General features: G+C 65.1%; 21 protein-coding genes and 1 pseudogene. 13 read left to right on the top strand and 9 right to left on the bottom strand.

Going from position 1 to position 22,800, the window contains the following annotated elements:
* The 4 genes from C8263_RS19720 to C8263_RS17125 form a co-directional block, all read left to right on the top strand.
* Positions 1 to 371, top strand: a 371-nt coding sequence (locus tag C8263_RS19720; RefSeq protein WP_233218888.1) for a hypothetical protein, incomplete at its 5' end; no start/stop codon positions are given.
* 395 nt (positions 372 to 766) lie between these two features.
* Entirely contained in the window at positions 767 to 952 is a 186-nt protein-coding gene (locus C8263_RS17135; protein WP_146160753.1) for a hypothetical protein, read from the top strand.
* 750 nt (positions 953 to 1,702) lie between these two features.
* Positions 1,703 to 1,843, top strand: a complete 141-nt coding sequence (locus C8263_RS17130; RefSeq protein ID WP_107139353.1) for a secretin GspD/PilQ domain-containing protein — start codon at positions 1,703 to 1,705, stop codon at positions 1,841 to 1,843.
* Entirely contained in the window at positions 1,840 to 2,262 is a 423-nt protein-coding gene (locus C8263_RS17125; RefSeq protein WP_107139352.1) for a hypothetical protein, read from the top strand. The genes C8263_RS17130 and C8263_RS17125 overlap by 4 nt, the downstream gene beginning before the upstream one ends.
* A 410-nt stretch (positions 2,263 to 2,672) precedes the next feature.
* Here C8263_RS17125 and C8263_RS17120 read toward each other — a convergent pair whose 3' ends face one another.
* A complete protein-coding gene (locus tag C8263_RS17120) occupies positions 2,673 to 3,623 on the bottom strand; it encodes a tyrosine-type recombinase/integrase (protein ID WP_107139351.1) in 951 nt (316 codons plus the stop codon).
* A gap of 294 nt (positions 3,624 to 3,917) precedes the next feature.
* On the opposite strand from C8263_RS17120, the pseudogene C8263_RS17115 reads away from it, so the two are divergent.
* From C8263_RS17115 to C8263_RS17110, 3 genes and pseudogenes are all read left to right on the top strand, one after another.
* A pseudogene (locus tag C8263_RS17115) lies at positions 3,918 to 4,487 on the top strand (IS982 family transposase); the annotation flags it as partial.
* A gap of 19 nt (positions 4,488 to 4,506) precedes the next feature.
* A complete protein-coding gene (locus C8263_RS19080; protein WP_146160752.1) occupies positions 4,507 to 4,863 on the top strand; it encodes a hypothetical protein in 357 nt (118 codons plus the stop codon).
* A 74-nt stretch (positions 4,864 to 4,937) separates the two neighbouring features.
* Positions 4,938 to 5,444: a hypothetical protein gene (locus C8263_RS17110; protein WP_107139350.1), complete on the top strand. Its 507-nt coding sequence runs from the start codon at positions 4,938 to 4,940 to the stop codon at positions 5,442 to 5,444.
* A 102-nt stretch (positions 5,445 to 5,546) separates the two neighbouring features.
* Here C8263_RS17110 and C8263_RS17105 read toward each other — a convergent pair whose 3' ends face one another.
* From C8263_RS17105 to C8263_RS17085, 4 genes are all read right to left on the bottom strand, one after another.
* A complete protein-coding gene (locus C8263_RS17105) occupies positions 5,547 to 6,170 on the bottom strand; it encodes a hypothetical protein (RefSeq protein WP_107139349.1) in 624 nt (207 codons plus the stop codon).
* An 886-nt stretch (positions 6,171 to 7,056) separates the two neighbouring features.
* Positions 7,057 to 7,584, bottom strand: a complete 528-nt coding sequence (locus C8263_RS17100; protein WP_107139348.1) for a hypothetical protein — start codon at positions 7,582 to 7,584, stop codon at positions 7,057 to 7,059.
* A 78-nt stretch (positions 7,585 to 7,662) separates the two neighbouring features.
* Positions 7,663 to 7,992, bottom strand: a complete 330-nt coding sequence (locus C8263_RS17095; protein WP_107139347.1) for a hypothetical protein — start codon at positions 7,990 to 7,992, stop codon at positions 7,663 to 7,665.
* A gap of 516 nt (positions 7,993 to 8,508) precedes the next feature.
* A complete protein-coding gene (locus C8263_RS17085) occupies positions 8,509 to 8,949 on the bottom strand; it encodes a hypothetical protein (RefSeq protein WP_107139345.1) in 441 nt (146 codons plus the stop codon).
* Positions 8,950 to 9,927: 978 nt separating this feature from the next.
* Between C8263_RS17085 and C8263_RS17080 the strand changes: the two genes are divergently transcribed.
* A complete protein-coding gene (locus C8263_RS17080) occupies positions 9,928 to 10,656 on the top strand; it encodes a hypothetical protein (RefSeq protein WP_146160751.1) in 729 nt (242 codons plus the stop codon).
* A 1,823-nt stretch (positions 10,657 to 12,479) separates the two neighbouring features.
* On the opposite strand, the gene C8263_RS17075 is transcribed toward C8263_RS17080, so the two are convergent.
* Positions 12,480 to 12,818: a hypothetical protein gene (locus C8263_RS17075; RefSeq protein ID WP_146160750.1), complete on the bottom strand. Its 339-nt coding sequence runs from the start codon at positions 12,816 to 12,818 to the stop codon at positions 12,480 to 12,482.
* Between the two features lie 559 nt (positions 12,819 to 13,377).
* Between C8263_RS17075 and C8263_RS19390 the strand changes: the two genes are divergently transcribed.
* The 3 genes from C8263_RS19390 (at position 13,378) to C8263_RS17060 (ending at position 16,854) form a co-directional block, all read left to right on the top strand.
* Complete coding sequence (locus tag C8263_RS19390) at positions 13,378 to 13,740, top strand: transposase (RefSeq protein WP_158263845.1); 363 nt, start codon at positions 13,378 to 13,380, stop codon at positions 13,738 to 13,740.
* 1,169 nt (positions 13,741 to 14,909) lie between these two features.
* Complete coding sequence (locus tag C8263_RS17065) at positions 14,910 to 15,755, top strand: restriction endonuclease (RefSeq protein WP_107139341.1); 846 nt, start codon at positions 14,910 to 14,912, stop codon at positions 15,753 to 15,755.
* A gap of 106 nt (positions 15,756 to 15,861) precedes the next feature.
* The gene (locus C8263_RS17060; protein WP_107139340.1) at positions 15,862 to 16,854 is read left to right on the top strand and encodes a tyrosine-type recombinase/integrase; all 993 of its coding nucleotides are present in this window, start codon (positions 15,862 to 15,864) and stop codon (positions 16,852 to 16,854) included.
* A 265-nt stretch (positions 16,855 to 17,119) separates the two neighbouring features.
* Here C8263_RS17060 and C8263_RS17055 read toward each other — a convergent pair whose 3' ends face one another.
* The gene (locus C8263_RS17055) at positions 17,120 to 18,448 is read right to left on the bottom strand and encodes a hypothetical protein (protein WP_107139339.1); all 1,329 of its coding nucleotides are present in this window, start codon (positions 18,446 to 18,448) and stop codon (positions 17,120 to 17,122) included.
* 278 nt (positions 18,449 to 18,726) lie between these two features.
* On the opposite strand from C8263_RS17055, the gene C8263_RS17050 reads away from it, so the two are divergent.
* Positions 18,727 to 19,068 carry a hypothetical protein gene (locus C8263_RS17050; protein WP_146160749.1) on the top strand — a complete coding sequence of 114 codons (342 nt, stop codon included), beginning with the start codon at positions 18,727 to 18,729 and terminating at the stop codon, positions 19,066 to 19,068.
* A gap of 29 nt (positions 19,069 to 19,097) precedes the next feature.
* Positions 19,098 to 19,643, top strand: a complete 546-nt coding sequence (locus C8263_RS17045) for a GAD-like domain-containing protein (protein WP_107139337.1) — start codon at positions 19,098 to 19,100, stop codon at positions 19,641 to 19,643.
* Between the two features lie 127 nt (positions 19,644 to 19,770).
* On the opposite strand, the gene C8263_RS17040 is transcribed toward C8263_RS17045, so the two are convergent.
* Entirely contained in the window at positions 19,771 to 21,906 is a 2,136-nt protein-coding gene (locus tag C8263_RS17040; protein ID WP_233218887.1) for a UvrD-helicase domain-containing protein, read from the bottom strand.
* Positions 21,903 to 22,508, bottom strand: coding sequence for a hypothetical protein (locus C8263_RS17035; RefSeq protein WP_107139336.1), 606 nt, complete (start codon positions 22,506 to 22,508; stop codon positions 21,903 to 21,905). Before C8263_RS17035 ends, C8263_RS17040 begins: the two co-directional genes overlap by 4 nt.
* Positions 22,509 to 22,800: the final 292 nt, after the last annotated feature.

The raw sequence follows: 22,800 nt of genomic DNA, 5'->3' as shown, positions 1-22,800 counted from the left end.
TGACCGTATCTCCAGTTCGTACGGTCAATGATGAACTCGCGAGGCCGCGTCTGTGGGAGCAGCGCCAAGACGACACGAGCTACATCGGCGGGACACAGTGGATGGCGATCAAAAAAACGATCTACGCGGCGAATCACCGAGTTGGTCTGCGCGCGTCCAGAGAAGCGCGCCGCGAGTGCAGCGTGCCGAACATCTTTGGCCTGAAGCAGCGCGAGCACCATCAGCGACAGCAGCTCCACCTGGTTCTTGCGGAACTCGGGGAAGTGCGCGGTGAAGCAGCGGGTCAGTTTGGCCAGGACATCGGGAGACGCACACTGTTCTCGCGTGTCACTCGCGGTTTTTCAACCCCTAGAGAAACTGTCGGGTACTGAGCAGAGCGCCTTGCGGGCGGCAATGCGCGAAATTCGGGGGGCAACGGCGCTGCGTCAAATGCAGCTGTTACCCCCAGAGTCCCCCGCGGTCGAGGAGTGGTCTGGGTTTGGCAAAGGCATCTCCATCGAGTGCGCCTGGCTTGTGTGCCGCGTGGATATACGATGAGGCCTCACACCTGGGGCCACTCACACCCGCCAGTGGTCACCCCTGAACGATCTGCTGGTGTTCTGCTGGCCAGGGGCGCATAATCTTGGCTGCAGCGTGACCGGATTGCGCGGCTGCGCAGGGGCTGCCCCAAGCGCTGGCGGCCGGACGCCAGGAGATGCGCCGTGACTGTACAGAAAAGCCAGGCCTTGAGTGATCGGCACAGTCTGGCATGGGCCACACAAGCCGCATGACTGAACCTCCCGCAGGGTCACCGGAGGAATTCATCAGCCACCTGGAAGGGGAGCGGCGTGAGGGCGTCATTTGGGGCCCGCCGCAGCACCCGACACGGCGCTTCCTCATGCCACTGGCCTTCATGCTCGGGATGATCTTTGTGACCGGTTTGCTGGCTGGGCTTCTGGCCTGGCTCAGCTGAGCGGCGGTCCAGGCCTTGAAGTGAGCGCTGGGTGCAGGGGCCTGGTCAACCCCTGAAACGAGCAAAGTATGGCCTGACGTAGGGCCTGCGTCGCCTGCGCCTGCTCACCTCACCCTGCAGCCTCCAAGGCGGTGATCAGCCCGTCATGCCATCAGGATCGTCAGGCGGCAGGTGAGACCGCAAACCCAGACGCTGCAGTTGGCGGTCTCTGGGGGCAGCCATAGCTCGTCTGGCTGGCTGGGCCACCTCACGCTAGGCGGCCCAACAAACTCCAGAAAGGGGGCCACCTCAGGGTGACCACCCGCGTGCAAGGCGGTGGCCGGAACGGTAGGGCATAGCTCAGTGGTGGCCAACCCCACCTCAGGGCCAGCAGCCGGTCCCAGCCGGAGCAGCCGCCACGACCTGTTGCGGCCGGACCAGCTTCAGGGCGTAGGGAAGTGCCGTTATGCCGTGTACTTCGGCCAGCGCACGCATCATTGTTGCCCAGTGTCTCAGGCCAGATGGGGTGAACCGTGCCCACCTCTGCGCCCGAGGCCCTCAGCAGCAGGCTTGGCAGCCGGGCGCAGGGTTACATGCGGCCCTGCAACATGACACTGCTGCACTTTTCCACCGGGTTTATGAAGGACGTGGCCTTCCGGCGTGCTGGCCTGTCTTCAAGCCGGCTGTGCGCAGAGGAGACATAGACTCCGGCCACCCAGCAGGTGGTGCCGAGCCAACAACTCAGCCACGCTGGGCCCCGCGTGTGGCCTGATGGGGGTCAAGAAGATTCCCGGGTTGGGCAATATTCCCATCATCGGCGAGCTCTTCAAAAAGACCACGGTCGATCAGCGCAATACCGATCTGGTCATCGTGGTCACGCCACGTCTGATCTTCCCCGAGAAAAAGCCGTGAGACGCCGCGCGTGGCTGGTGGCCCTGACCCTCACGGCCTGCGCGCCGGCGGTGCAGTCGCCCGACCGGACCACCGACCTCTCCCCACAGGCTACCCAGAACGTCCTGAGCAGCTTCAGCGCGGCGTTCGCTACCCTCGGCCTCCAAGTTCAGACGGTGCAGGGGACGGTGACAACACCCAGTACAGACGAGGCACTCCTTGATGTGGTGCGGCGCTTTAAGGAGAGTGCGCCCGGTTTCTGCCCGCTGGCGCAGCAGTCATTCTTCACTGACACGTCAGGCCAGCAGTTCCTGACTGTGCTTGGCCTGGGCCAGGAGGTCACCTTTCTGATCTACGACCGCCTGAATCCAGCAGGCCTGATCAGTGTGATAGGGAGAGGGACAGTGCGCTCACCTGTGGGCGTGAAGACCTGCCGTTGACACCATGAGGGCCATGGAGATGGGCTGAGCGCTGCTCCTAATAGGTGCCGAAAAGATTCATCACTGCTGCAGGCCGGTTTCTGGCCTGCAGTTTTTGCGGCGCCTTAAGCACTGGTAAGGTCGGGCTTCTTAAGGGATGCTGGTCCTGCTTGACCTTCCGACGAGCTGTCCCTGTGCTTCAAATGTGGTGCGGCCCAGCTGGGTCTACCATTCGCTGGAGAGGTCCTGTCACCAAACCTGTTGGCCGTTCTATTGGACTTTGAGCCGGTTCTCTCGCCTGTGCAAACGGACCCACCCAGGCCCGAGTGACTGCAATCAAGGAGAAAGGCGACCCGAAAAAGGTCGCCTTTGATGGTGAACAAGATACGGCGGTATGCACGGGCACGCCAGGACATACAGCACAATCACGTTCAGAAGTCCTCGACCTCATGCTGGACGTCGTTTTCTTCCATCGCCACATACCGCCGGGTCGTGTCTACGGACGCGTGGCCGAGCAACGCGCCAACCCGGGTAAAATCCTTGGTCACGCGGTACAGCCGGGTCCCTGAGTGTTTCCTGGCCGCATGAAAGCCGCGCCAGGTCTGCCCATGCCCAGCCGCCCGAAACGCGAGGCTCATCCGGTACTTGGCCTGGTGGTAGGACCAGTCGAAGAGTCGGCCATCGGCTTGTATCGGCGGGAGGCCGGCTAGAGCGGTGCGAACCCGTTTCCCCAGTGGCACCCGGCGGACCTTGCCACCCTTGCCGCGCACAGTCAGCTGCGTCCCCTGAATGTCAGAGACCTTCACGGCCAGGGCTTCACTGACGCGCAGGCCCGCGTGGGCGCAGAGCAGCAACAACGCGGCCAGGCGGGCGTCGCAGTAGCTGAGCACCTCATCAATCTCGCGCATATACGGCGGGTTCCTGACGATACCTGGCGTGGGGTCCGGCGGCACATGGACATCCTCAAAGGGCTGGGCTTCCGTCGCGCCGGCCCAGCGCAGGGCCCGGTACAGCGCCCGGGCGCCGGCCACGTACTGCGCCACGGTCGAGGCCGACAGGGTGCCCGTTTTTCCGCGTCCCTGTGACGGCCGCGTCTGCAGGTGCGCCACGTAGCGTCCGCCGTCCCGCCGCCCGGGGCGCAGCAGTTGGACCCCCTGATCCTGCGCCCACGGCACAAAGTCGCTCACCGCCAGGCTGTAGGCTGCCAGGGTCTTCGGACTGGTGCGGGCACCTTTGCGGCTGCCACTGGTCATGTAGGCCTGGGTGACCTGCACCAGGGTCGGGGCGTCGTAGGTGCTGGCCGCTTCGACGGCACGGACTCGTAGAGCTTGATCAGTCAGATGGATCAGGGCGAGGGGGTCACCAGTGCGGACAAGGGTCACAGTGACCTGAATTTAACACTAAGCAATATTAGCGTGAATTCAGAGCTCTTGAGTCATGGCGCCTCATCGCCCCTGCACTCCACAGGCAGCCCTGTGCTGCACCCGTCTGTAACCCCTCAGGCTGCGTTCGAGCGGCCTTCTCGTGGCTCCTGTGCGCGAGTCCTAATTTTTATTGTCTAGCACGCAATTAAATAATGCCTCTTTACGCTATGGAGCAAATATGAACTTAATAATCTGCGGTGGGCGATATTTGGGAGGATTCGTCAGCCCAGCATGCCCTCGCGCCCTGCATAGAGGCCCCAGCTTCCCAGCTACACCCAGGCATTCACTCGGGGGCAACGCCTTCTCGGACCGCTTGAAGCCATCGTCAGCCCACCTGTGCTGTGTGCGGAAGTCGTGGTGGACTCAATGCCGCTCCCGGTGTGTCGTCCCAAACGGGGGAAACGCTGTGCGTTTCCCGGGGCGAGGTGGGGATTCGGCACGCAGGGAAACTTCTTCGGCTTCAAACTTCATGCCTGGGTGTCACCGCGTGGGCAGGTCATACAATACGTGATCCGACCTGCGAACCTGCATGACACAACTGTCGCCTATGAGCTCAACAGCCGCTGGCCAGAGTTCGGTGGACCGAAAGTCATCGGAGACAAAGGGGATTGCGCACTGGGCTTCACCTTCCCGCCCAAGAAAAACACCCGGTATGACACCGGGTGGCGACAAGACCGGCACCCAAAATTACGCAAGCGCGTCGAAACCGTGTTTTCTCAACTGGTAGAGGCTCAGGTTCGCTCGGCTCAAACGAAAACCCTGACCTCATTGCGGTTTCGCGTCGTCCTGGCGGTCATCGCACACAACCTCATGTCACCTTAAACTGGTACGCTGTTCAGGCATGAAAATAGCTGGTCGCACAGCCGGGAATGAGCCTGTCTTCGAAGAAATTGGCTCTATAGACCGCACGCTGCTCGCACATCTCAGCAGCCTGTTTGGCGACTTGCAGGACGACGACGATGCACGGCACATCAGTCGTACGGCACGCACCACGCCTCGGGGTTACTTCTTCGACACTGCCGGGTATACCCTGGCAGCCCAGGGGAGAGACGTCGTCATTACCGCGAAGTACGCAACGTTCGAAGCATCCATTCATCGGGAAGAACTGGCCGAACTGATGACACAGTGGGCTGGGCACCTGGAATCAAGCGGCCGAGATGCGCCATGCCAGCAGACTGGCCGCCCTGGATATCCCTAGAGGTTGAGGTTCCTTGCCTCAAGCCCTAAACGGGGTTAGTGAGTGAAACGCATTAAGTCGGCAAAACGACCCTGGTGCGCAAAGTCATCCTCCACCTCGCCGCCCGCTACGGCACCAAGGTCGTGGACACCAGCAGCGAGGTCACTGACTCAGGTCAGATCGGCCACTGGGCGGCCATGCCCACTCACCGCATCCTGGTATCTGACAAGAAGGAACAGCCTAAATTGATCCGCCAAGCGTACGCCAACCACAGCCCCATGTTCATCGCCGTGGACGAGATTGGCCATCACGGTGACGCCGACGTAGTGGCGTCCACCGTCGACCGAGAGGCGGGCATGGTCGCCACCTGCCACGGCGAAACCCTCACGAACGTGGTGAACACCCCAACCTTCTGGTCGGTCATGGGGGCGATGCGCGAGCAAGGCCTGACCCGCCAGCGGATGACCGAAGCGACCTTCGATGTCGCTGTGGCAGTGCGCGGCGTGGGTCGCTTCGTCAGCCATGACCGCATGAGCCAGGCGGTGGATGAAGTGCTCGCTGGCCGGAGCGGGCGGCGGGGTGGGCGGAGCGCTGCACGCTAGCGCGATGCTCGGACACAGGGCGATCATCATGCAGGCTTTTTTCATTCAGGTTGCCTCGCTCAGAAGAGGGGAGAGCGGCGGTCACCGCTCCGGTCACGTGGGTCACAGCCCGGCGGGCACCACCGCGTACGCGAGGTAAGCACTGCCCGCCTTGGTCTGCCCGCTCGCCTCGAGGTGGCTGCCGAGCAGGAAGGTGGCGCCGCCGGACTCGCGTGCCATGGCCCGCAGCCGGTCCACCGCACCGAAGACCACGCTGCCCTCGGCCGCCGCCTGCACTTCGGTCGCCCACTGACCGTCCACGATGAAGCGCGGTTCACCGCCGCCCTGCATCGTCACCGCCACGTAGTGATGTGTGCCGCCCAACCGGACCGGCCGGACCTGGCCCTGCGTCTCGCGCACCGGCTGCCAGTTCGCGTCGGCTGGCCACAGCCGCACGGTGCAGGCCTGACCGTTCACTTCACCTGGCTCGCCCGGCAGTCCCGCCGCTTCGAGCGCCGCGCTTGTCCGCTCGAACAACACGTGGCGCACCGCGCTCATCCGGCCCTGGTACTCGGTTGGCCCGCCCGCATCAAGCGCGGCGTCCCACGCCATCTTCAAGGCTTCCATCGCCACCCAGGCCGGGATGGTCACCAGCGCCATCTCCTCGTACGGCCGCTCGCGGCCCAGTTCCTGGTTCATCACGTCAATGGGGTAGACCTTCTTGTCTGCGCTCAGGTTGCTCGTCATGCCCCCCTCTGGTCACCGCCCGGGGTCTGCGACCCGCGGGCGGTGGACGTGCAAAGCGAGGGAGGCCAGCGACAAAGGTCCCGGGTTCCACTCGCCTCCCGGCTCCTCGCTGCAATGAAAAAAGGAAGACGGCTCCTCGCCGCCTTCCCTCTCAGGTGCCGGCAGGCCACCGCCTTCCTCCCTCGTCTTACCTTACGCTGCCCTCTCCGGGAATCAGGAGCAGTGCCGCGAGCGCCAGATGCCGCCCAGCGATCATTGATCCGAAGCTGCCTCGCCTCGGCGACTGGCCGCTCGCCGCGCTTCACGCTCGGCCTTCTCTTGCGCCCGAGCCTGCTCTCGTTGGAAGTGACGCACGTCCACCCAGCTGCCTGAGTCGTCACGCGCGTACACCCACCACCGGTCAGCGTCCCACCGGCAAGGAACACGCCGGCCGCTGCCCCGAACACCCGCAGGCTCTCGAGGGCCTGAGTCACTGCCCGCTCGCCATGCAGGTCACGGGCCAGCACCGCCCGCAAGGTCAGCCCCTCCACTTCCAGCACCGCGGGCCGGAAGAGCAGGCCACCTCGCCGAACATCGAACACGGTGCGGTACCCGGAGCGTAACTCCAGCGTGCCCCGCTCACCACCTCGCGTGAGGGAGAGACGCACGCCCGAACCTGGGCACAGCACTCGCCCGTCCTCCTGAACGTCCCACCCCGCTGGCCCCAACGCTTCACTGAGAGTCATACCGTCACCTGGAAAAAAGAGAGAGTCGAGTGCGTGGAGGGTTCATTCCTATCCCTGCGGCGTGCCTCTCCTCAGGCGTGAGTCGAGTGAGTGGAGGGCCCCGCATTCCTACCTCTGCGGCGTGCCTCCCTTCAGGCGTGGGTTGAGTGACCGCATAGTGCTCAGCCGAGCGGACCCGCACTCAGCATCACCGTCACACCCATCAGCATGCGCCGGCCAGCCTGGGACATCGGCCGGGGCTTCGGGTCATCCTCCAACCGGATCACGAACGGACCCCGGCCCTGGTCACGCTTCTCGGTCATGGTCAGGCCCCCGACCCGCACACCCACCGTGTCCTTGAATCCACCCTGAACCACCAGCACGCCCCGCCGTTCGCCGACCCCCGAGACCAGCGCTGCCGCTCGCCTCACGACGGCCAGGTCGCTCAGGTCCCGTCGCTCGAACGCCACCAGGGTCACGCCTTTCACCTGCACGGATGGGGGACGGCGCAGACCGAGCGGCTGCCCCGCCTCAATGATCGTCCGGGTTCCGGCGTTGAATGCAAGCTGCACCTTCGTCCGGTCGGGGGAGAATCTCGGGGTCAGGCCATGCACCGGACACAGCACGCGCCCGTTCACCTGCACGTCCCAGCCCGCCGACATCAGGAGAGCGGACACCTCTTCGTCACCCAGCACATGGCGCTTCGTCATGCCCTGACCTGTCGGCGGGCGTGGGTCACCAGACCCCGCCGCGCCGGAAGAGAGGAGAGTCGGGGAGTGAGGCGCCCCTTAGTGCACCTGCTCTTCCTTGAGGATGCCGTGGCGTGTCACGTACCCTCGCAACTCGGTCAGCACCTTCAGATCTCCCGTCAGCATCCGGCGCAGCAGGTCCGTCAGCTCGGGGGTGACCAGCGGCACAGGCGCGCGATTCGAAACCGGCTGCTCGTACGGCCGGAGGTCAAACAGGAACTCGCCAGCATCCACGCCCTCCCACTGCAGGCCCTCGGCATCCGTCAGCACGGTCGACACGGAGAACGAACCAGTCCGGTTCACGACCTCGGGGGGCGAAGCGAACAAGCCAGTCACGGTTAAGGGCAGCGCGATCTTCAGTCGGGTCATGCCATGACCAGTCAGCCGGCGTGGGTCGGCAGACCCCGCGGGCTGTGCCGTCCTTGAAGAACAAGAAGAGGGAGAACGCCGCGCGGCGCCCTCCCCTTTACCCAAACGCCTGATCCACGAACACCTCGCGTGGCTCCGGCCGCGCAGGCATGCTGGGCCTCCGGCCACCCACCGGCACCGGCATCATCCGGGCGTCACCCGGCACTCGCACGAGCAACCAGCACCCCCCGTCCACCAGGCGAGGCCACGCACTGACCTGAACCATCACCCCCCGCAAGCCAGGTACGAACGCGCCCGACCCGATCCGATCACCGCTGCTCGCATGCACCGTCACCCGTGACGGCAGCTCACCCGCACAGCCCGCCGGCAGGAACAACCCAATTCGTCCGGCGCCCGGCTGCGCCCAACACCGCACCCGCCAGCCGCCCGCCGGGTTCACCCATCCGAGTCCGAGCGGCGCGTAGCCCTGACCGCCACGGCGCAGCACACTCAGGTTTAAGTCGGCTGGTTTCCCGTTCATGCTCTGGCCCGCTTCGTCTTGTTCGGCAGGATGACCAGCTTCGTCTCGCCCGCCGGCACGACCACGTCCAGGGTCGCGAGCACCGCCCGGCCTTCGCGTGACACCCAGGCACGGCCCACCTGAAACCAATCCGTTCCCCCGTTGTCCGACGGCCGGGTGACCATCAGGCGGAACTGCGTCCCGGGCTGGTAGCCACCGGCGTCATGCACGACCAGGGTCTCGTCGGGGATGCCCCCTTCCAGTAGCAGGTTCCACCCGCCACCCCCGCGGTGGCGGAACGCCTTGCCGACATGCCTCCACTTGTCGCCGCTCTCTCTCACCACCACACGCGTCCCTTGCATACCCACCTCCACCGAGCGGCGCGGGTCGCAGACCCCGCCGCTCGCATTCCAGGCGAGTGACTGCGTGAACACAGGTTGGGAGAGGTCATCCGGCAAAAGATAGAGCGTGGGTCCAGGGACAAGAGCATCACGGGCCGGGTCAGTTCGCCCGGCAAGCCGATGGGCGTAGGTCGGGCGTGGGTCGTGTGCACAGTCCTCCAGTCCATGTCTGGGGTGTTGCGGTGCGTGCCGCATGGCCGCGCCGCAGGTGAACCCTGAGCGAAGTCGAGCAGAGAGCCTTCCGAACTCGTGTCGTTCGGGCCCAGTCAAGGCCAGTGTGACCCGAGCTGAAGCGAGTCACGTCACGTCTATGTCTGGGGTGTTGCGGTGCGTGCCGCATGGCCGCACCGCAGGTGAACACCGAGCTGAACCGGGCAGTGATGCCCATTGCACTCGTGCCGTCCGGGCTCAGTCGAGACTAGCGGGAGCCGAGCTGAAGCGAGTCGTGTCACGTCCATGGCCGGGGTGTTGCGGTGCGCGCCGCATGGCCGCGCCGCAGGTGAACACCGAGCTGAACCGGGCGGTCTGTCTTCCGAACCCGTGACGTCCAGACGCCGTCGAGACCAGCGGGACCCGAGCGTCGCCGGGTCGCCGGGCGAGTTTCCAGGCCTGCACCCAGAGTGCCGGGCGGCCACCAGTGCCAGTGCGTAGCGCCGAGGCAGCCCGCTGCGTGTGTCGTTCAGCCCCCCATGAACCCACCCGCGGTGTTGCGGTGCGTGCCGTCAGGCCGCGCCGCGGGTCCCCAGTTGGCCCGGCTGCACCAGGCCTGGGGGGGAAAAATTTGTTTGCGAGAGCGTTGCGCTAGACTGCGCAACCGGGAAGGGGCGTTTCTGACATGCCCTTTTCGGCGCGAGGCTGGCGGCCAGCGCCCAGACGGCGGATTTCGCTGCCGATGCAAAAACCTCTCTGTTTAGGACTGTAGGAAAAATGCGCATTTCTCATTTCCAGATGCGCACGGTTACATACCGAATTTCCGTGTACTTAACGCGTTTATGAGGGGGGTATTTTCGGGGGTTTGGCCTATCATGCGAAGCCATGTCCAAGCCCGAAGCGTTCAAGAATACGCTTGAACCACTCACGCCACTGATCGCTGAACACTTCGGCATCCACCGTAGCAACGCGTATCGGAACGCCACAATTTTTGAAGAGCATGTAAAGCGAGTGCTCGGTCGCCGCCTTCCGCGCAGTGGCCGGGCCCGGCAATTGATGGTCGACCGGGAGCTGTGGGACATCTTCGTCACCTGCTACTCGGCCTACCACGAGGGTGCCGAGCCGAGCTTCAACACGGCGCTCGCCAACCGGTTTAGCGGGGAACACCCCGAGGCCCGGTCACTCGATGATGTCTATGATCAGTTGAACCGGCAGACTGAAGCGCTCGCGGACCTGCGGGCGATGGTCCACGAAACAGTGGAACGGCAGGAACGCGAGATGGGCGAGTTGCGGGACATGCTCACTGAATTTCGCAAAGTCGTTCAGGATGGCTTTGGCCTTTTGCAGACTCAGGGGTTCGCCAAAGTGCTTCGTGAGCTGAGTGCGGCGGACGAGCGGAGTGAGGGTCGAGCCACGGCGTTGGACCAAAGTCTGACCCAACATGCGGCCGACCTGCACCGGGCGTTGGCCTCAAATCACTCGGACATGCAGCGGACCCTCGACGCGCAGGTGGCCCAGTTGGACAACCTCAAAGAAGGCGTGTGTGCGGTGGCCGAGGTGGTGTCGACCATGGCAGACCACTTTCCCGAACCTCAGGCTGGGTCGTCAGGCTGAACAGTGATGGTTCGACGAGACGTCCACTCCCCAGCGGCAGTGGACGTCTCGCCGCTTCGTTTCGCCTTCCGGCTTTGTCGTTGATGGTCTGGTTGGGTCTTGGTCTTCGTGGTGAGTGAGCGCTCGGCCATGTCGCTTGATGGAGTTTCGATCTTCGTGATCAGTGGCCGTTGAGCCTTTCGGCTCCGGTCTGCGGATGGGTCGGCGTCTCCTGAACGAGGCTGGCTTGGCTGGTCAGAATGTAAGACGTGCGGCTCCACTTGACCTTGGGTGTGGTTCGTCAGGAGAACGGGTGGCATGTGGTGGAGTTGACTGGAGTTGGGAGTGGTGTGATGGTCAGCCCAGGTGGTCGGGATTGGTGCACGTTGGTGATGCGTGTTCAGGGAGAAGGGGGAAGGCGCCAGGCGCGAACGGAGGTGGTCGGCGGCGCGTGAGTGAGGGCCTGCGGTGCGTTCGACTGGAGGGGCGCGGCCTTCCCGGGCCTGCCTACTCTGTACGCGAGACGGCGGCTGCGGCTTGATGTGATGCCTCCGTGCAAGGACCGACATCTTGAGTGCAGTGCAGAGGCTGGTGGTGAATTTTGGGAGGCCGCATGCTCGGTCAAGGGTCTCATGGGTAACGGTACAAGGAGCAGTAGTGATGGAGAGCGGTGAGTGTCGAGCGGTGCAAGGCCAAACTGGGGTTGAAGCGGAGAGGGGTGAGGTAGCCCTGGGGTGCGAGAGCCGGGTGTGGCAACCGGCATACCGAAGGTCAGGTAAACCTGCAAGGTGGTGAAGGATCACGATCAAGGAGCTGTCACGTTGAGTCTGGGCATTCGGTTTTGACATGCGATGTGGGCGCGCCAGGGGATCGGGCATTGGGTTGGTGCAGGTCTGGAGAAGTCTCTGCACTGAGGCGCGTTCATGATTTCCCAAGTGGTCAAGATGACGGCGAGAGCAGGAGACGTGGCTTGTCCGGGTCAACCTGGGCGTCAGTCGAGTGGCTGGAGCTGGCAGGGAGGAGGTGAGGCCATGATTCATTCATAGGGATCACTGTGGGTGGGACCCGTCCGAGTGTCGGAGCAGGTGGGCCGATCTGGGTGATGAGCTGATGGGTCAGTGGGCTGCTCAAAGCCAAGCCAGACCGTGGTGACTTCCGGGTGATCTCGATCAGGACGGCCGCAGAAAAACCTGAGTGGCGGTCGAGCGTGCGGCACTTGGCGACGGCTGTCCTGACTGGACGGAAGAGTGCGCTGGACCGGTGAGTTAGGGCGGTTGGGGCTGTCCAATTGGTCTGGCGTCTCGGGGGTTACGGGTCAAGGTAAGGGTTGAGTCGGGCGTGCAGCCAACAGGATGGGCAGTCGGCGACTGGCGATGTTTGGGTTAGGGGGCTCACCGATCAACATCCACGGTCATGCGGCGTGATGGTTTCTACCTCGTTCGCTTAGCGAAGGGTGGGTGTGAGTATGGGAAGTCGTGATGCGGGTGATGGGTTCCGGACCGAGCGGTGCACGAAGTGGGTGTGACCTTGGGTGCGTAGTCGCGATTGAGGCAAGGTTCGTCGAGGTCGAGCAGCGAGTGTGGTGAGCTGGTCGGGTGGGTGTGAAAGGTGTCTGTTGACTGAGCGTCCGGCGAAGCCCTGTCGAGGGTGCGACATTCTGCGGTCGGGTATGGCCTCGTGGTCGCAAGCCCTGGTGTTGCCATGACGGGGAGAGGTGGAGCCGGAATCATGGCGCTGAATGTGGTTGGCGGGCGGTGCCTCGTCACTGTCCTGGGTGAGTGCATCGCAGCATGAAGCGCACCCCGAAGCCGGAGCCTGGGGTGCGCTAAGGGAGGGGCGTGTGGTTAGCCGGTGCGGAGGTTGGGCCAGTTGCCGACACGGATGCTGCGGGGCTCACGGCCCGCGAGCACTTCATCGACGGCCTGACTCACGCGGTCATGAACCACGAAGCGGCCGACGCCCCGGACTTCTACAGCCACGTCGAAGGTCGCTTCGGTCCTGCGCTGGCGCTCCAGGCCGTGCTCGCGAATGGCGCCCATGACTGGCCAGAAGGTCGGGGTGTTCACCACGTTCGCGAGGGTCTCGCCGTGACAGGTGGCGACCATGCCCACCCCGCGGTCGACGGTGGAGGCCACAGCATCAGCGTCACCGTGATGTCCGATCTCGTCGACGGCGATGAACATGGGGCTGTGGTTGGCGTACGCCTGGCGAATCAATTCAGGCTGTTCCTTCTTGTCACAGCGACAGCCGGAAGAGTTGAGGGAGTCGGGTGAGGGAGGCGAGGGCGAGTGTTCAGCGTGGGCTTGCGGGAACGGCTCGTGCGTGCGGTGCAACGGGGGATGAGTCAGCCGCAAGTGGCCCAACACTTCAGTGTCAGTTTGGCGAGCGGGGCAAGGGGTGCAGGCCCCTGCTCGACTTGGACGCCCAGTGCGCGTCTTGCCACCTGAGGAACACGAGGACTTGCGGGCACAGGTCCGGGTAAGCCCGGACCTCACACTGACCGAACATGCCGCGTTGTGGCGCGAGGGCCACCCGGCGGCCTCCCCCAGCACACCCGTGCGCCGGTTCAAGATGCTAGGCCTGACGAGAAAAAAGACGCTGGCGGCCAGTGAACGCGATGAGCGTAGCGAGCGCAGTTCGTCGCCGATCTGGCTGAAGCCGTGCCGAGTGACTTGCTGTACCTGGACGAGCGTGGCTTTCAGACCACCATGGCGCGCACCCATGCCCTCGAGGGCAACGGGCATGGGTGCGCTGCCACGCAATCGGGGCAAGAATCGCACGCTGCTGTGTGCCCTTACCCTCGCTGGACCGACCGCCCCGTTGGTGATTGAGGGCCGGGTGAATATGGATGTCTTCATCACGTATGTTCAAACGGTGCTCGTTCCAGTGCTACGTCCTGGGCAAGTGGTCGTACTGGACAATCTTGGGGCGCACCTGCGCCCCAAAGTTCGTGAATTGGTCGAGGCCGCCGGGGCCCTCCTGGTCGACTTGCCGCCCGACTCGCCCGATCTCAACTCCATCAAACTGATGTTTTCCAAACTCCAGGCCATCATGTGGGCCCTCGCCGCCAGGACCCGGGAGGGTGTTCTGCACACGCTGCGCTAAGCCCAGGACACCGTCACCCCCTCTGATGCACAAGGCTGGTTTTACTGATCCGAGCGTAAATCTGTAGCGCGCTCCTCGCCCGAGGGGCCGACCATTTACCACATCGGGGTCAAGTGCCGACGAGTGGCCCCAGGTGTACTCCGCCTCTTCTGCTGCTACGGATCAACGCATGGATCAGTAGCTGGTCCTTTCCCTTCAACTCTTCCGGTGATTCCTGTGAGCGTACCTTGGATCACGTGCGCTTTCTCGCCTATGAGAGTGAACGCTGGCCGGCTGGCGCTGCGCGGGGCGCTGGAGCGTGGATTGTCTCCAGTCGTCCCGGGCCTGCGCCGCGACGACTGGAGACTGGACCCTCATAAACTTAACAGCCGGTACGCGCCGCAGGGGCTTCCCATGCGGCCCTGGGTCTTCAGTAGCGCGCCCCTCGTGGGTCTAGAACTCACCGAGACCAGCGCTGCGGCGCTGGTCTCGGTATGCGGTCGTATGGGCGTTCGATCAGTACTGCGCAGGTGGACCGGAGCCCACCTGCATGTTCCGGTCCGTGGTGCTGCCCTTGGGGGAGAAGAGCCGGGCGCTCGTGTTCCACAACTCCGCATGGCCGGTGGGCCTGTGGTTCAAGGAGGGAGGAGACGCGTGGCTCCAGCGCGGCGCAGTATCCACGCCCGGATCTGAACCCCGCCTCCCCGAGTCAACTGGCTGGGAGAGAGGTGCGGTCGGAGACTCTGGCCATTGAAGTGGTGCGAGTGGACGGGCTGGTGCTATTCCTTGAGGGTGCCCCGTGACCAGGTATCGAGGATAGGCCTCTCAATCCCCCTGGCAGTGATCCAGGCCAAGATGTGCCCGAACAACCGGGTAAGGTCGGCTCGGGCACGGGTCTTCCGCACGGTTGCGCATGAGGCACCTCTAGGGTCAGAATGGCCTGAATTTACGCTAAGAGCGAAATATTTATCATTGGTCGTTGCTCAGCGTAAAGTGTCATAAATTTTGTTCGACGGGCACGATGTTTTTTGCCCGAGGCCACAGAACGGCCAGGAAGGCCCTTCCAAAGGCGGCTGAGGGGGAGAGGAAGGGTCGCTTTCTAGACTGGCGCGTCGCCCGTTTGCGTTGACGCTCGCAGGGGTAACAGGCCGGTGAGCGCCCCGCTACGCTAAGGACACACGCTGCTGCTGTTGCCTCTGGCTTACCTCGTTCTCGTCACCGTCATGATGCCCGAGGTGCTGCGTAGCGTCTCCCTGGAGGCTCCCACAGCCACCATGCAGATCGTCGGCTTGCTTGTGCTGGGCTGGACCGCGCTGGAAGTTGGGATGGGTCTCGCCGCCTGGGTCGCTCAGCGTGTGCCGCACAAACCCCGGACCCACGGGCATCCGCCGTTCCTGCCCCTCAGTTTTTTCCTTGCAGGACTGGCCGCTGTCGCGGCGTTTGCCCTGGGCCGGCAGCCGGAGAATGCCCTGCGGTACGACCTCGTGAATGCCCTGGGCGTCGCCGCCATTGCCCTGGGCGGTCTCCTGTCCCTACGCAACGTGAATCTGAGCCTGCAGACCCTCGCGTCGCCGGGTGAGCGGTCGCCCAGGCCGGCCCCAGGCTTTACGGCACCGCCCGTTGCAGCCGCGCCGCGTTCGGCAGCGCCAGCAACGGGCTGGACGTTTGCGCGGCTGCGGGCGCTGTCCAGCCGGGAATTCGAACAACTCGTCGCCTGGATGTACCAGGCTGAGGAGAGCGACGCGCGCCTGACTCCAGCCGGCAACGATGGGGGGTGGGACATTGAAGTTGTGCAGGGAACGCGGCGCCTCTTCGTGGAGTGCAAGAATGTGGACACGGTGGGCACGCCGATCCTGCGGTCCCTGCACCCGGCCGTGTCAAGTCACCGGGCGTCGAAAGGGGTGTTGGTGACGACCGGGCGCTGCACGTCGGATGCGCATCGGGAGGCCGGACGGTTGCATTTGGAACTGGTCGACGGCACGCAGGTGCTGATGCGGCTCAATGCCTTGGCAGCTCAGGTCCACACCTTGCGGTGACCTAGACCAGCAGAGCGCCGATCGGCTCGCTCTGTTCTCTTACCTAATGCTATTTAGGGTATAAACAGGTGGTGACCCACGCTCAGCACGCTGAAACACCCTTCCTATGACCCTGGTCCAGTACCAAGGCAACGTCCTCGCTCAGAGCCGCGCGTGGACCAACCTGCACGACGAGGAACTCCGACGGCGAACGGTCAAAGCTGCCGGGGAGAAGGACGTGGCCGCGCTGGTCAGCCTCACCCTGGCCTACCTCGCCCACCAAGGCGGCAGTGGTGTCCTCACCAGCCCACGCACCGTCGAGGCGTATGCCCTCGGAACCCGGCAGTTCGTCGAGTACGCCACAGCGAACGCCGTCAATCTCCTGCGCCCCGGCCGGCATGACGCGCAGACCTACATCAACCACATGCTCGCTGCGGGCCGGAAACCCGCTGGCGTGCAGCTCAAAGTCGCGGCGGCGAGCTGCCTGTACCGGGCGCTGCGCTGGGCCGGCGCCACCGAAGCGGATCCCTTCCGGGACGCCAAGGTGCCCAAGGACCGCACCCCCGGCATCGTCAAGCGCCCGCCTTATGCCGAAGACGACCTGCAGGACGTGTTGGAGCACGCGAACGTCCACGAGAAGTTCCTGCTGTTCCTGATCGCCCACGCGGGGCTGCGCATCAGCGAAGCCCTCGCGCTGGACTGGACCGACCTGGACGAAGGCGCCCGGCGCATCCACGTCCGCAGCGGCAAAGGCCGCAAAGGCCGCGTCGTCGCCATGAGCACCAGTCTTGCCCGGGCCGCCCGCCAGTACCGCGGCCAGTACGGCCCGGGTGGACCCCAACACCACGACGGCCGCCGCGCCACACCGCCTGAGCGGGTCTTCCGCTACGGCAGCACGTTCACGGCCCGGTACCACCTCGGCAAAGCGTTCCAGGCCGCCGGCGTCCCCTTCCGGGGATTCCACCCGGGGCGGAAGTACGCCGGCACACGCCTGGTCCAGCAGCTCAAGGATTTTGGCCGGGTCGCGGCGCACCTCGGCCACGAAAGTGTCGACACCACCCGCAAGGGCTACGCGCAACTCGCCGCCGACGACCTCAAGGATGATCTCGCTGGGTGGTGAAGTTGACCTTCAGGTCCCCCAGCGGTCTGTCAGGCTGGGTTCCAGCTGAGCCAGCCTCGACGCCATGTGTTTCAACGCCGCCGCGGCTGGCCCTGGGTCTGCCTGTGCCTGGCGGCGGAGCAGGTCCTGCACTTCAGGGCGTGTCATACCAGATGGCACCTGCTGGAGCGACGCTTCGAGGATCGGTCGCACCTGCCGTTCCAGAGGAAAGCGGTAGGGCGCCCAGGTCCGGCGCAGGTCCTCAATCAACGTCCATGCCAGTCCTTCACGGAAGGCCTGGGCGGATCCGGTCAATGTGCTGAGCGGCCTGGTCCGACGGGGCCCAGGTGGGCCAGGCTGTGACCGCGGCCGGGAGCCACGCCCAGGCCGCGCGGGTCTGCGCCCGATACCGAAAGTTCTGCCATTGATTCCGGACCGCCTGAGCGCCACTGATCGGGAACATGACCCGGTCCTGCACCGAGTGCACCGTGTCCTGCCCCGTCCAGGTGAGGGTTCGCAGGTCGCCCCACGGTTCAGGGGACGGCCGCCCGGAGAAAAAATGACGGGTCATCCCTGCGAGCAGCGGGCCGGCCATCGCCTCCACGTCCGGCTCACCCGGCAGCGCCCCGTTGAGCAAGTCGTGCCCCACCCGCAGGAGAACCTGCTGTGGATCTTGTCCTGTCAGCGCCGCGGCCGCCTGGTCCCAGAGGGACCGGACGTACTGGTCATCGTTCGTCAGCGGGTCGCTGTGGGGGTTCCCGGTGGTCAGCATGTACGCCCGGCTCGCTTCTTCGAAGGTCTGCAGGCGGTCCTCCCGCATGAGGCCCTCCCTCGGTTGCCACCGCACACCCGCCGTCCGGGCATCCAGCCGCCCCAGACCACCGCGGATCAAGCTGTCGGTCGCCCGCTGCAGGGCCTCGGGTGTCAAGGCCAGGGTGCACAGGGCCAGCAGCGGCGCAACGGTGACGCGTGGGTCCCGGGAGGGCGCCTGAAAGAGCTGGGCCAGTTCCCGCTGTGCGCGCTGGACGGCAATCTCACCGGGAATGCCGTCGAACCCGGCGCGCATGGGCGTGAAGCGCGTTTCGAAGTCGAGCAACGCGGCCAGATGGGTGTGCAGCGCCTGTGGACTGAGCCGCGTCAGGTGGTACACATGGTGCCAGGAAGGATCCGAGCTGCGCGCGACGGCCAGCAGCCACTCGCCGATCAGCCCCTGCCGGTGGTCCAGGTAGGTATAGTCCGCCTCCCTCGGCTGTGGAACGACGGTGCCAGCCGCGAGGCCGTCACGCCATTCAGGCGTGTCCCTCAGGGTGGCCAGCTGCCGGGCCAGGCCCACCGTGTAGGGCAGGTAGAGGTGTTCAAGTGTGGGGGGCGGCGAAGCGCCCGGTGGTCGGCGGACGGTGATCAAGTCGAAGTAGGTTGGATTCAGGGGGGGATGGTCCGGCCGGGTGGGGCGCGTCACCTTCAGGTGATGGCGGGCCGCTTCGTAGTTGGCATACCCGTTTCGCCGCGCGACGGTGTTGAGCGCCGTCTTATGGGCGAGCGATTCCTGACGGGCTTTGGCGGCGGCCGTCAGGGCGTGGGCCTCCGCTTTCAAGGCATCCAGCGTGATGGACATAGACACTCCTGCGCTGTCAGCGGCCGGGCAGGAACACGGTGTTGTGCGGCGTCCTCGCGTTCGCTGCACCGGCGCTGACAGGAAGAGGGCTGTCGAGGGCGTCTGGATGCGTTGCGGCTGACCTTGTCCGTACCCAGAACGGGTGCGAGGGGAGGGCGGGCAGCGGCCTGAACGCAGCGTAACAGGCACCACCAGGTGTGGCAAGGGGACGCTGCTGTGCGCGAGGACCGGTGGCCATTGCGCGCGACCAAGCGGACCCCGCCCGGTACCATGAGGGCGTGTTGGGACTTGTGGCCGGGGGCGTCATGATCGCGGGTTTCTTGTTTGGTCTGCTCACACTCTGGGCGGCCCTCCTGCTGCTCATGGCGTGGCCTTGGCACGACCGCACGGTGGTGCTGCGCCGGTTGGGCTTCACGCTGACGTGGGGTGGCGTGACCGCCAGCATCTGGGGCACGCTGGTCGGCTTTGAGGAGACGGGGATGGGGTACCGGCCTGTGCCGGAGGACAGTGTGTCGGACCTGTGGATGCGTGTCGGGTTCTGGGGTGTGATCCTGGGTGTAGCGGTGGTGCTGTGGGCTGTGGCGCGCGAGTATGTTGGCGGCAGGTCTCGGACACAGTGAGGAGGACAACGCAAGGGGAGGCTGCGCCCATGGATGCAGACCAGGACGCCATCCAGTACTTCTGTGAACAGTTTGGTGCTGTGGTTGACGCCGTGTGGCCGGAGGACGCTGACATTCGTGCCTACCCCGCGTTCCTCCAGACGTTCTGGCGCGCGGTGGGGTTTGGTGCGCGCCAGGACGGCTTTCTCTGGCTGGTTGATCCGAAAGACATGACATGGTTCACGCCGATGTTTGGTCTGAGCGAGGACCTGATTCCGTTCGCGCGAACATCATTTGGTGACGTTCACCTGTTTGATCGAAACGGCCACTGCTTCTTTTTTTCGCCCAATTACCGGGAATTGATGGAGATCGCCACGTCCTTCGAGACGGCGGTGATGACCTTAAGTGAGCCGGACTATATCGAGGATGATGAGCTGTTCGCTCGGCATCAGGCCGTGTGGGCTCAGGGTCAGCGCATTGACGCCAGGACCTGTTTCTGTCTGAGTCCAGCGGTGCCATTTGGCGGGCATGAACGCACGTCTGAGATTTACGTCGGAGCGTTGCAGGCGTATCTGCACCTGCTGAGTCAGGGCTGAGCCGCAGGGTGTCACACCGGCGAGGGCCAGCCTTGAAAACGGGAGCCCCCCGGCGTGTGGCTGGGGCTCTTCCTCAGCCACGCAAGAGCATGCCCACAGTGTCGCGCGCTGATGACGCCCCTCAGTCCTAACTGGCCTGCAGGCGCGTGAGGTCCGCAGGGAGGATAAACGGTGTGAGCGGCGCGGCCCCGTCCAGCAGTTCCCCACTCGTCCGGTCAAACTTCAGTTCCTGTGTCCCGAGCGCCAGGCGGATGGCCCGTTTGGTGACGCGCAGTTTCTTCGCCAGATGCACCCGCATGAATGGCCCTTCGTACACGCACACGGCCACACCCGTGCCGAACAGGGCCGGGACGGGCAGACGGGCCTGCCGCGCCGCCCGCTCGAACTGCTCCAGGTGCGCGCCGTAAATGCCCACGAACCCCGCGTTCACCCCATGCAGCAGCGCCAGACTGTCGACCGCCCAGGTGCGCAGCAGCTGCCGATCTTCTTCCGCTAGCGCTCTGAGCCGTTCCAGGAGCAGGTCCACCGGGATGGGGGTCGTGCCGCCAAGCAGGGGCAATGTGCCCCGCGGGTCCTTAAGCTGCGCCACCGGCGGGCCCCCTTTGGGCCGCTGGGGAAGCGTCGGTACACCCGGTGCGCCGGCGAGTGGGGACAGTACCTGAACGGCGGGTCGCGGCGTGGGAGTGTCCGGTCTGGCCACAGGTACAGGCGCCGCCCCCTCTGGAGGGGGCGGTAGGACGCCGGGGGAGACAAACTCCTGCGCGGACCAGCGCTCGGTGCCGTACGCGAAGCGCAGGACCTGCTGCGCCCGCGTGACTGCGACGAACTGCACCGCCCGTTCCTCGACCGGGTTGCCCTGACTCATGGGCATGAGCTCCGGGTAGAGGATGGTGACCCGTGGCCACTCCTTGCCCTTGGCGCGGTGCACAGAGGCGAGCAGCACGTCGGCGTCCGCGTCCTCCCGGCAGAGCTGCCCGAGCAACTCCAACGCCGCGCGCAGGGTCCCTTCCCCCGTGCGTCTGGACACCACCCACGCGAGATACCGCAAGCAGCGGGTCATATCCAGCAGTTCGGTCAGCGCCCGCTTCGCGCCCAGGTCGCCCTCGGCTGACCTGGCCACCAACGGTTCGGCCAGGGGTGCGAGGTACGCGCGGACCCGCTCGGTGACACACTCGTTGGAAAATGGGCCCGAATCCGGAAAAGCGCCTTCAAGGCCTTCGCGCAGACGCCGGGCGAGATCCCGTCCCGTCACGGCCACACTGAGGTTCTTCGCCATGAGGTCGAGCGCCAGGCGGATGAGGGGCGCGTTCGTGCGGCACAGCACCACGTCCCCCCGCGTGTATGTCGCTTCCTGGGCACTGATGTGCTGTACGACGCCTACTTTGGACTGTGGGGCGGGTTGGATGAAGTCGGAATAGGCCCGCGCGTACCGCACGACCTCCCGCGGGCAACGGAAGGACACGCTCAGCGGGAACTCCAGCGCGTCCACTGCTGTTTTCAACCGGTTTAGGGCCAGCGGGTCCGCGCCCGCCCACATGTAAATGGACTGGTCGCTGTCCCCCACGAAGATCAACCGGCCTACTGGATCCTGATCAGGCATCAGGCCCAGGAGGTTGCGCACGTATGCCTGCCGGAGGGGTGTGAGGTCCTGCGCTTCATCCACCAGGGCGAGTGGCAGGCTCGCGGCCCCATGCCCACGGGTGACCGGCAGCCACAGCAGATCCGCGAAGTCCGCCCAGCCTTCCCGGTCCCAGGCGCCTGAGCCCATCTCGTGAAACAGGGGAACCAGGTCCATCAGGTCTCGCGGTGCTCCCGGCCACTGCACCTGGTCGGCGATCCACTGGGCCTGCTCTGGCGTGAGGCCGTGCAGGCATTCCTCCCGGGCGAGTGTCCACGCCCGCGCCGCGGCGCCATGCAACTTCGGGTGCTGCCTGAGCACGAGTCCAGCCAGCATCCGCGCCTTGTCGTCCCGCACCTGGAGCGGCGCGCTGATCAGATCCTGCAGCAGGCGGTAGCCATGCGCGTGCAGGGTCAGGGCCCGAACGCGCTCGGGCAGCCGAGGTTGCAGGTCCGCCACCGCGTGCTTGTTGTACGCGAAGTACACGCCGCGCGCCTCCAGGTGCCAGGCGGCCTCGGTGAGCGTCGTGGTCTTGCCCGCTCCCGCAGTTGCCCGTAAGAACAGGTGACGCGGCGTGTCTCGTACCGCCGTCATGAACCGCTGCTGCTCCGCGGTGAAGTGCGCTGGAATCGCCCGGGTCGTCACGCCAGATCTCCTTCTTCATACGGTAATCCACTCACGGGCGGAATGCGACGCGCCAGAACAGGCGGCAGTGGGGCATGCACGGCCTCACCGCAGTGAGGATGCTCAGACGTCCACATCACGGGCGCGCCAGCAAAGCCTGGCTCAATCAGGGGCGCATAGCATGCCGCACCGTCCTCTGGCCCCAGGGTTGTGGCGAGCTCATCGTGCAATCGGGACAGGACCGCCGGGCCCCAGAGGCGGGCGCGGTAGGTGGAGATGACCGCCTCGAGCAGAGGCGCGGCGGGGTACCGATGCAGCAGGTAATGCGCGTTCTCGTGGGACAGCTTCATGGTGCGCATGCCGTCGTAGGCCCGCAAGAAGTCCGGCACCGCCCGGTCGTGATCGAGATACCCTGCACGGCTGATGTGCAACGTGGCAGGACTGTGATCCAACAGCACGCCGATCAGCGCCGTATCCACGCCGCCCAGGGGATAACGGATCAGCACGGTCTGGCCGGTCAGTGCCGCGTCGACCTGCAGGGTAAGTTGCAGGTGGAGGGCGCCAGGGGCCGGCGAGGGGGCCGGCTGGGCGTGACGATGCCCAGAGGGAATGAGGCTGGACACATGTGCCCAGGCCGGATCATGGGTCGGAAGCGGCGCCCCCCAACCGTGACTCATTTCCTGGAGCACGCCGCCCATCAGTCGGTCGCGCTGGCGCTGGTGCAGGCCACCAGCGGCCTGAACAGTTCTGTTGCCGTGATCATGCCGCCTCCTGGGGTGCCGGAAGGCAATCCGCCCCCTCTCACTGTGCCGTGCAGGTGGGTGGTCTGGGGCGAACCGCCGCTGATGGGTCCTCAGCGGCGGGTGGTTGGCGGTGGGGCGGTGTGCCGTCACGCCACCGTTCTGGCGGGGCTGG

The sequence above is a fragment of the Deinococcus arcticus genome, from assembly GCF_003028415.1.
In the GTDB taxonomy this organism is placed as follows: domain Bacteria; phylum Deinococcota; class Deinococci; order Deinococcales; family Deinococcaceae; genus Deinococcus; species Deinococcus arcticus.
The sequence above is the reverse complement of the archived record's forward strand: the minus strand, read 5'-3'. Positions and strand labels throughout refer to the sequence as shown.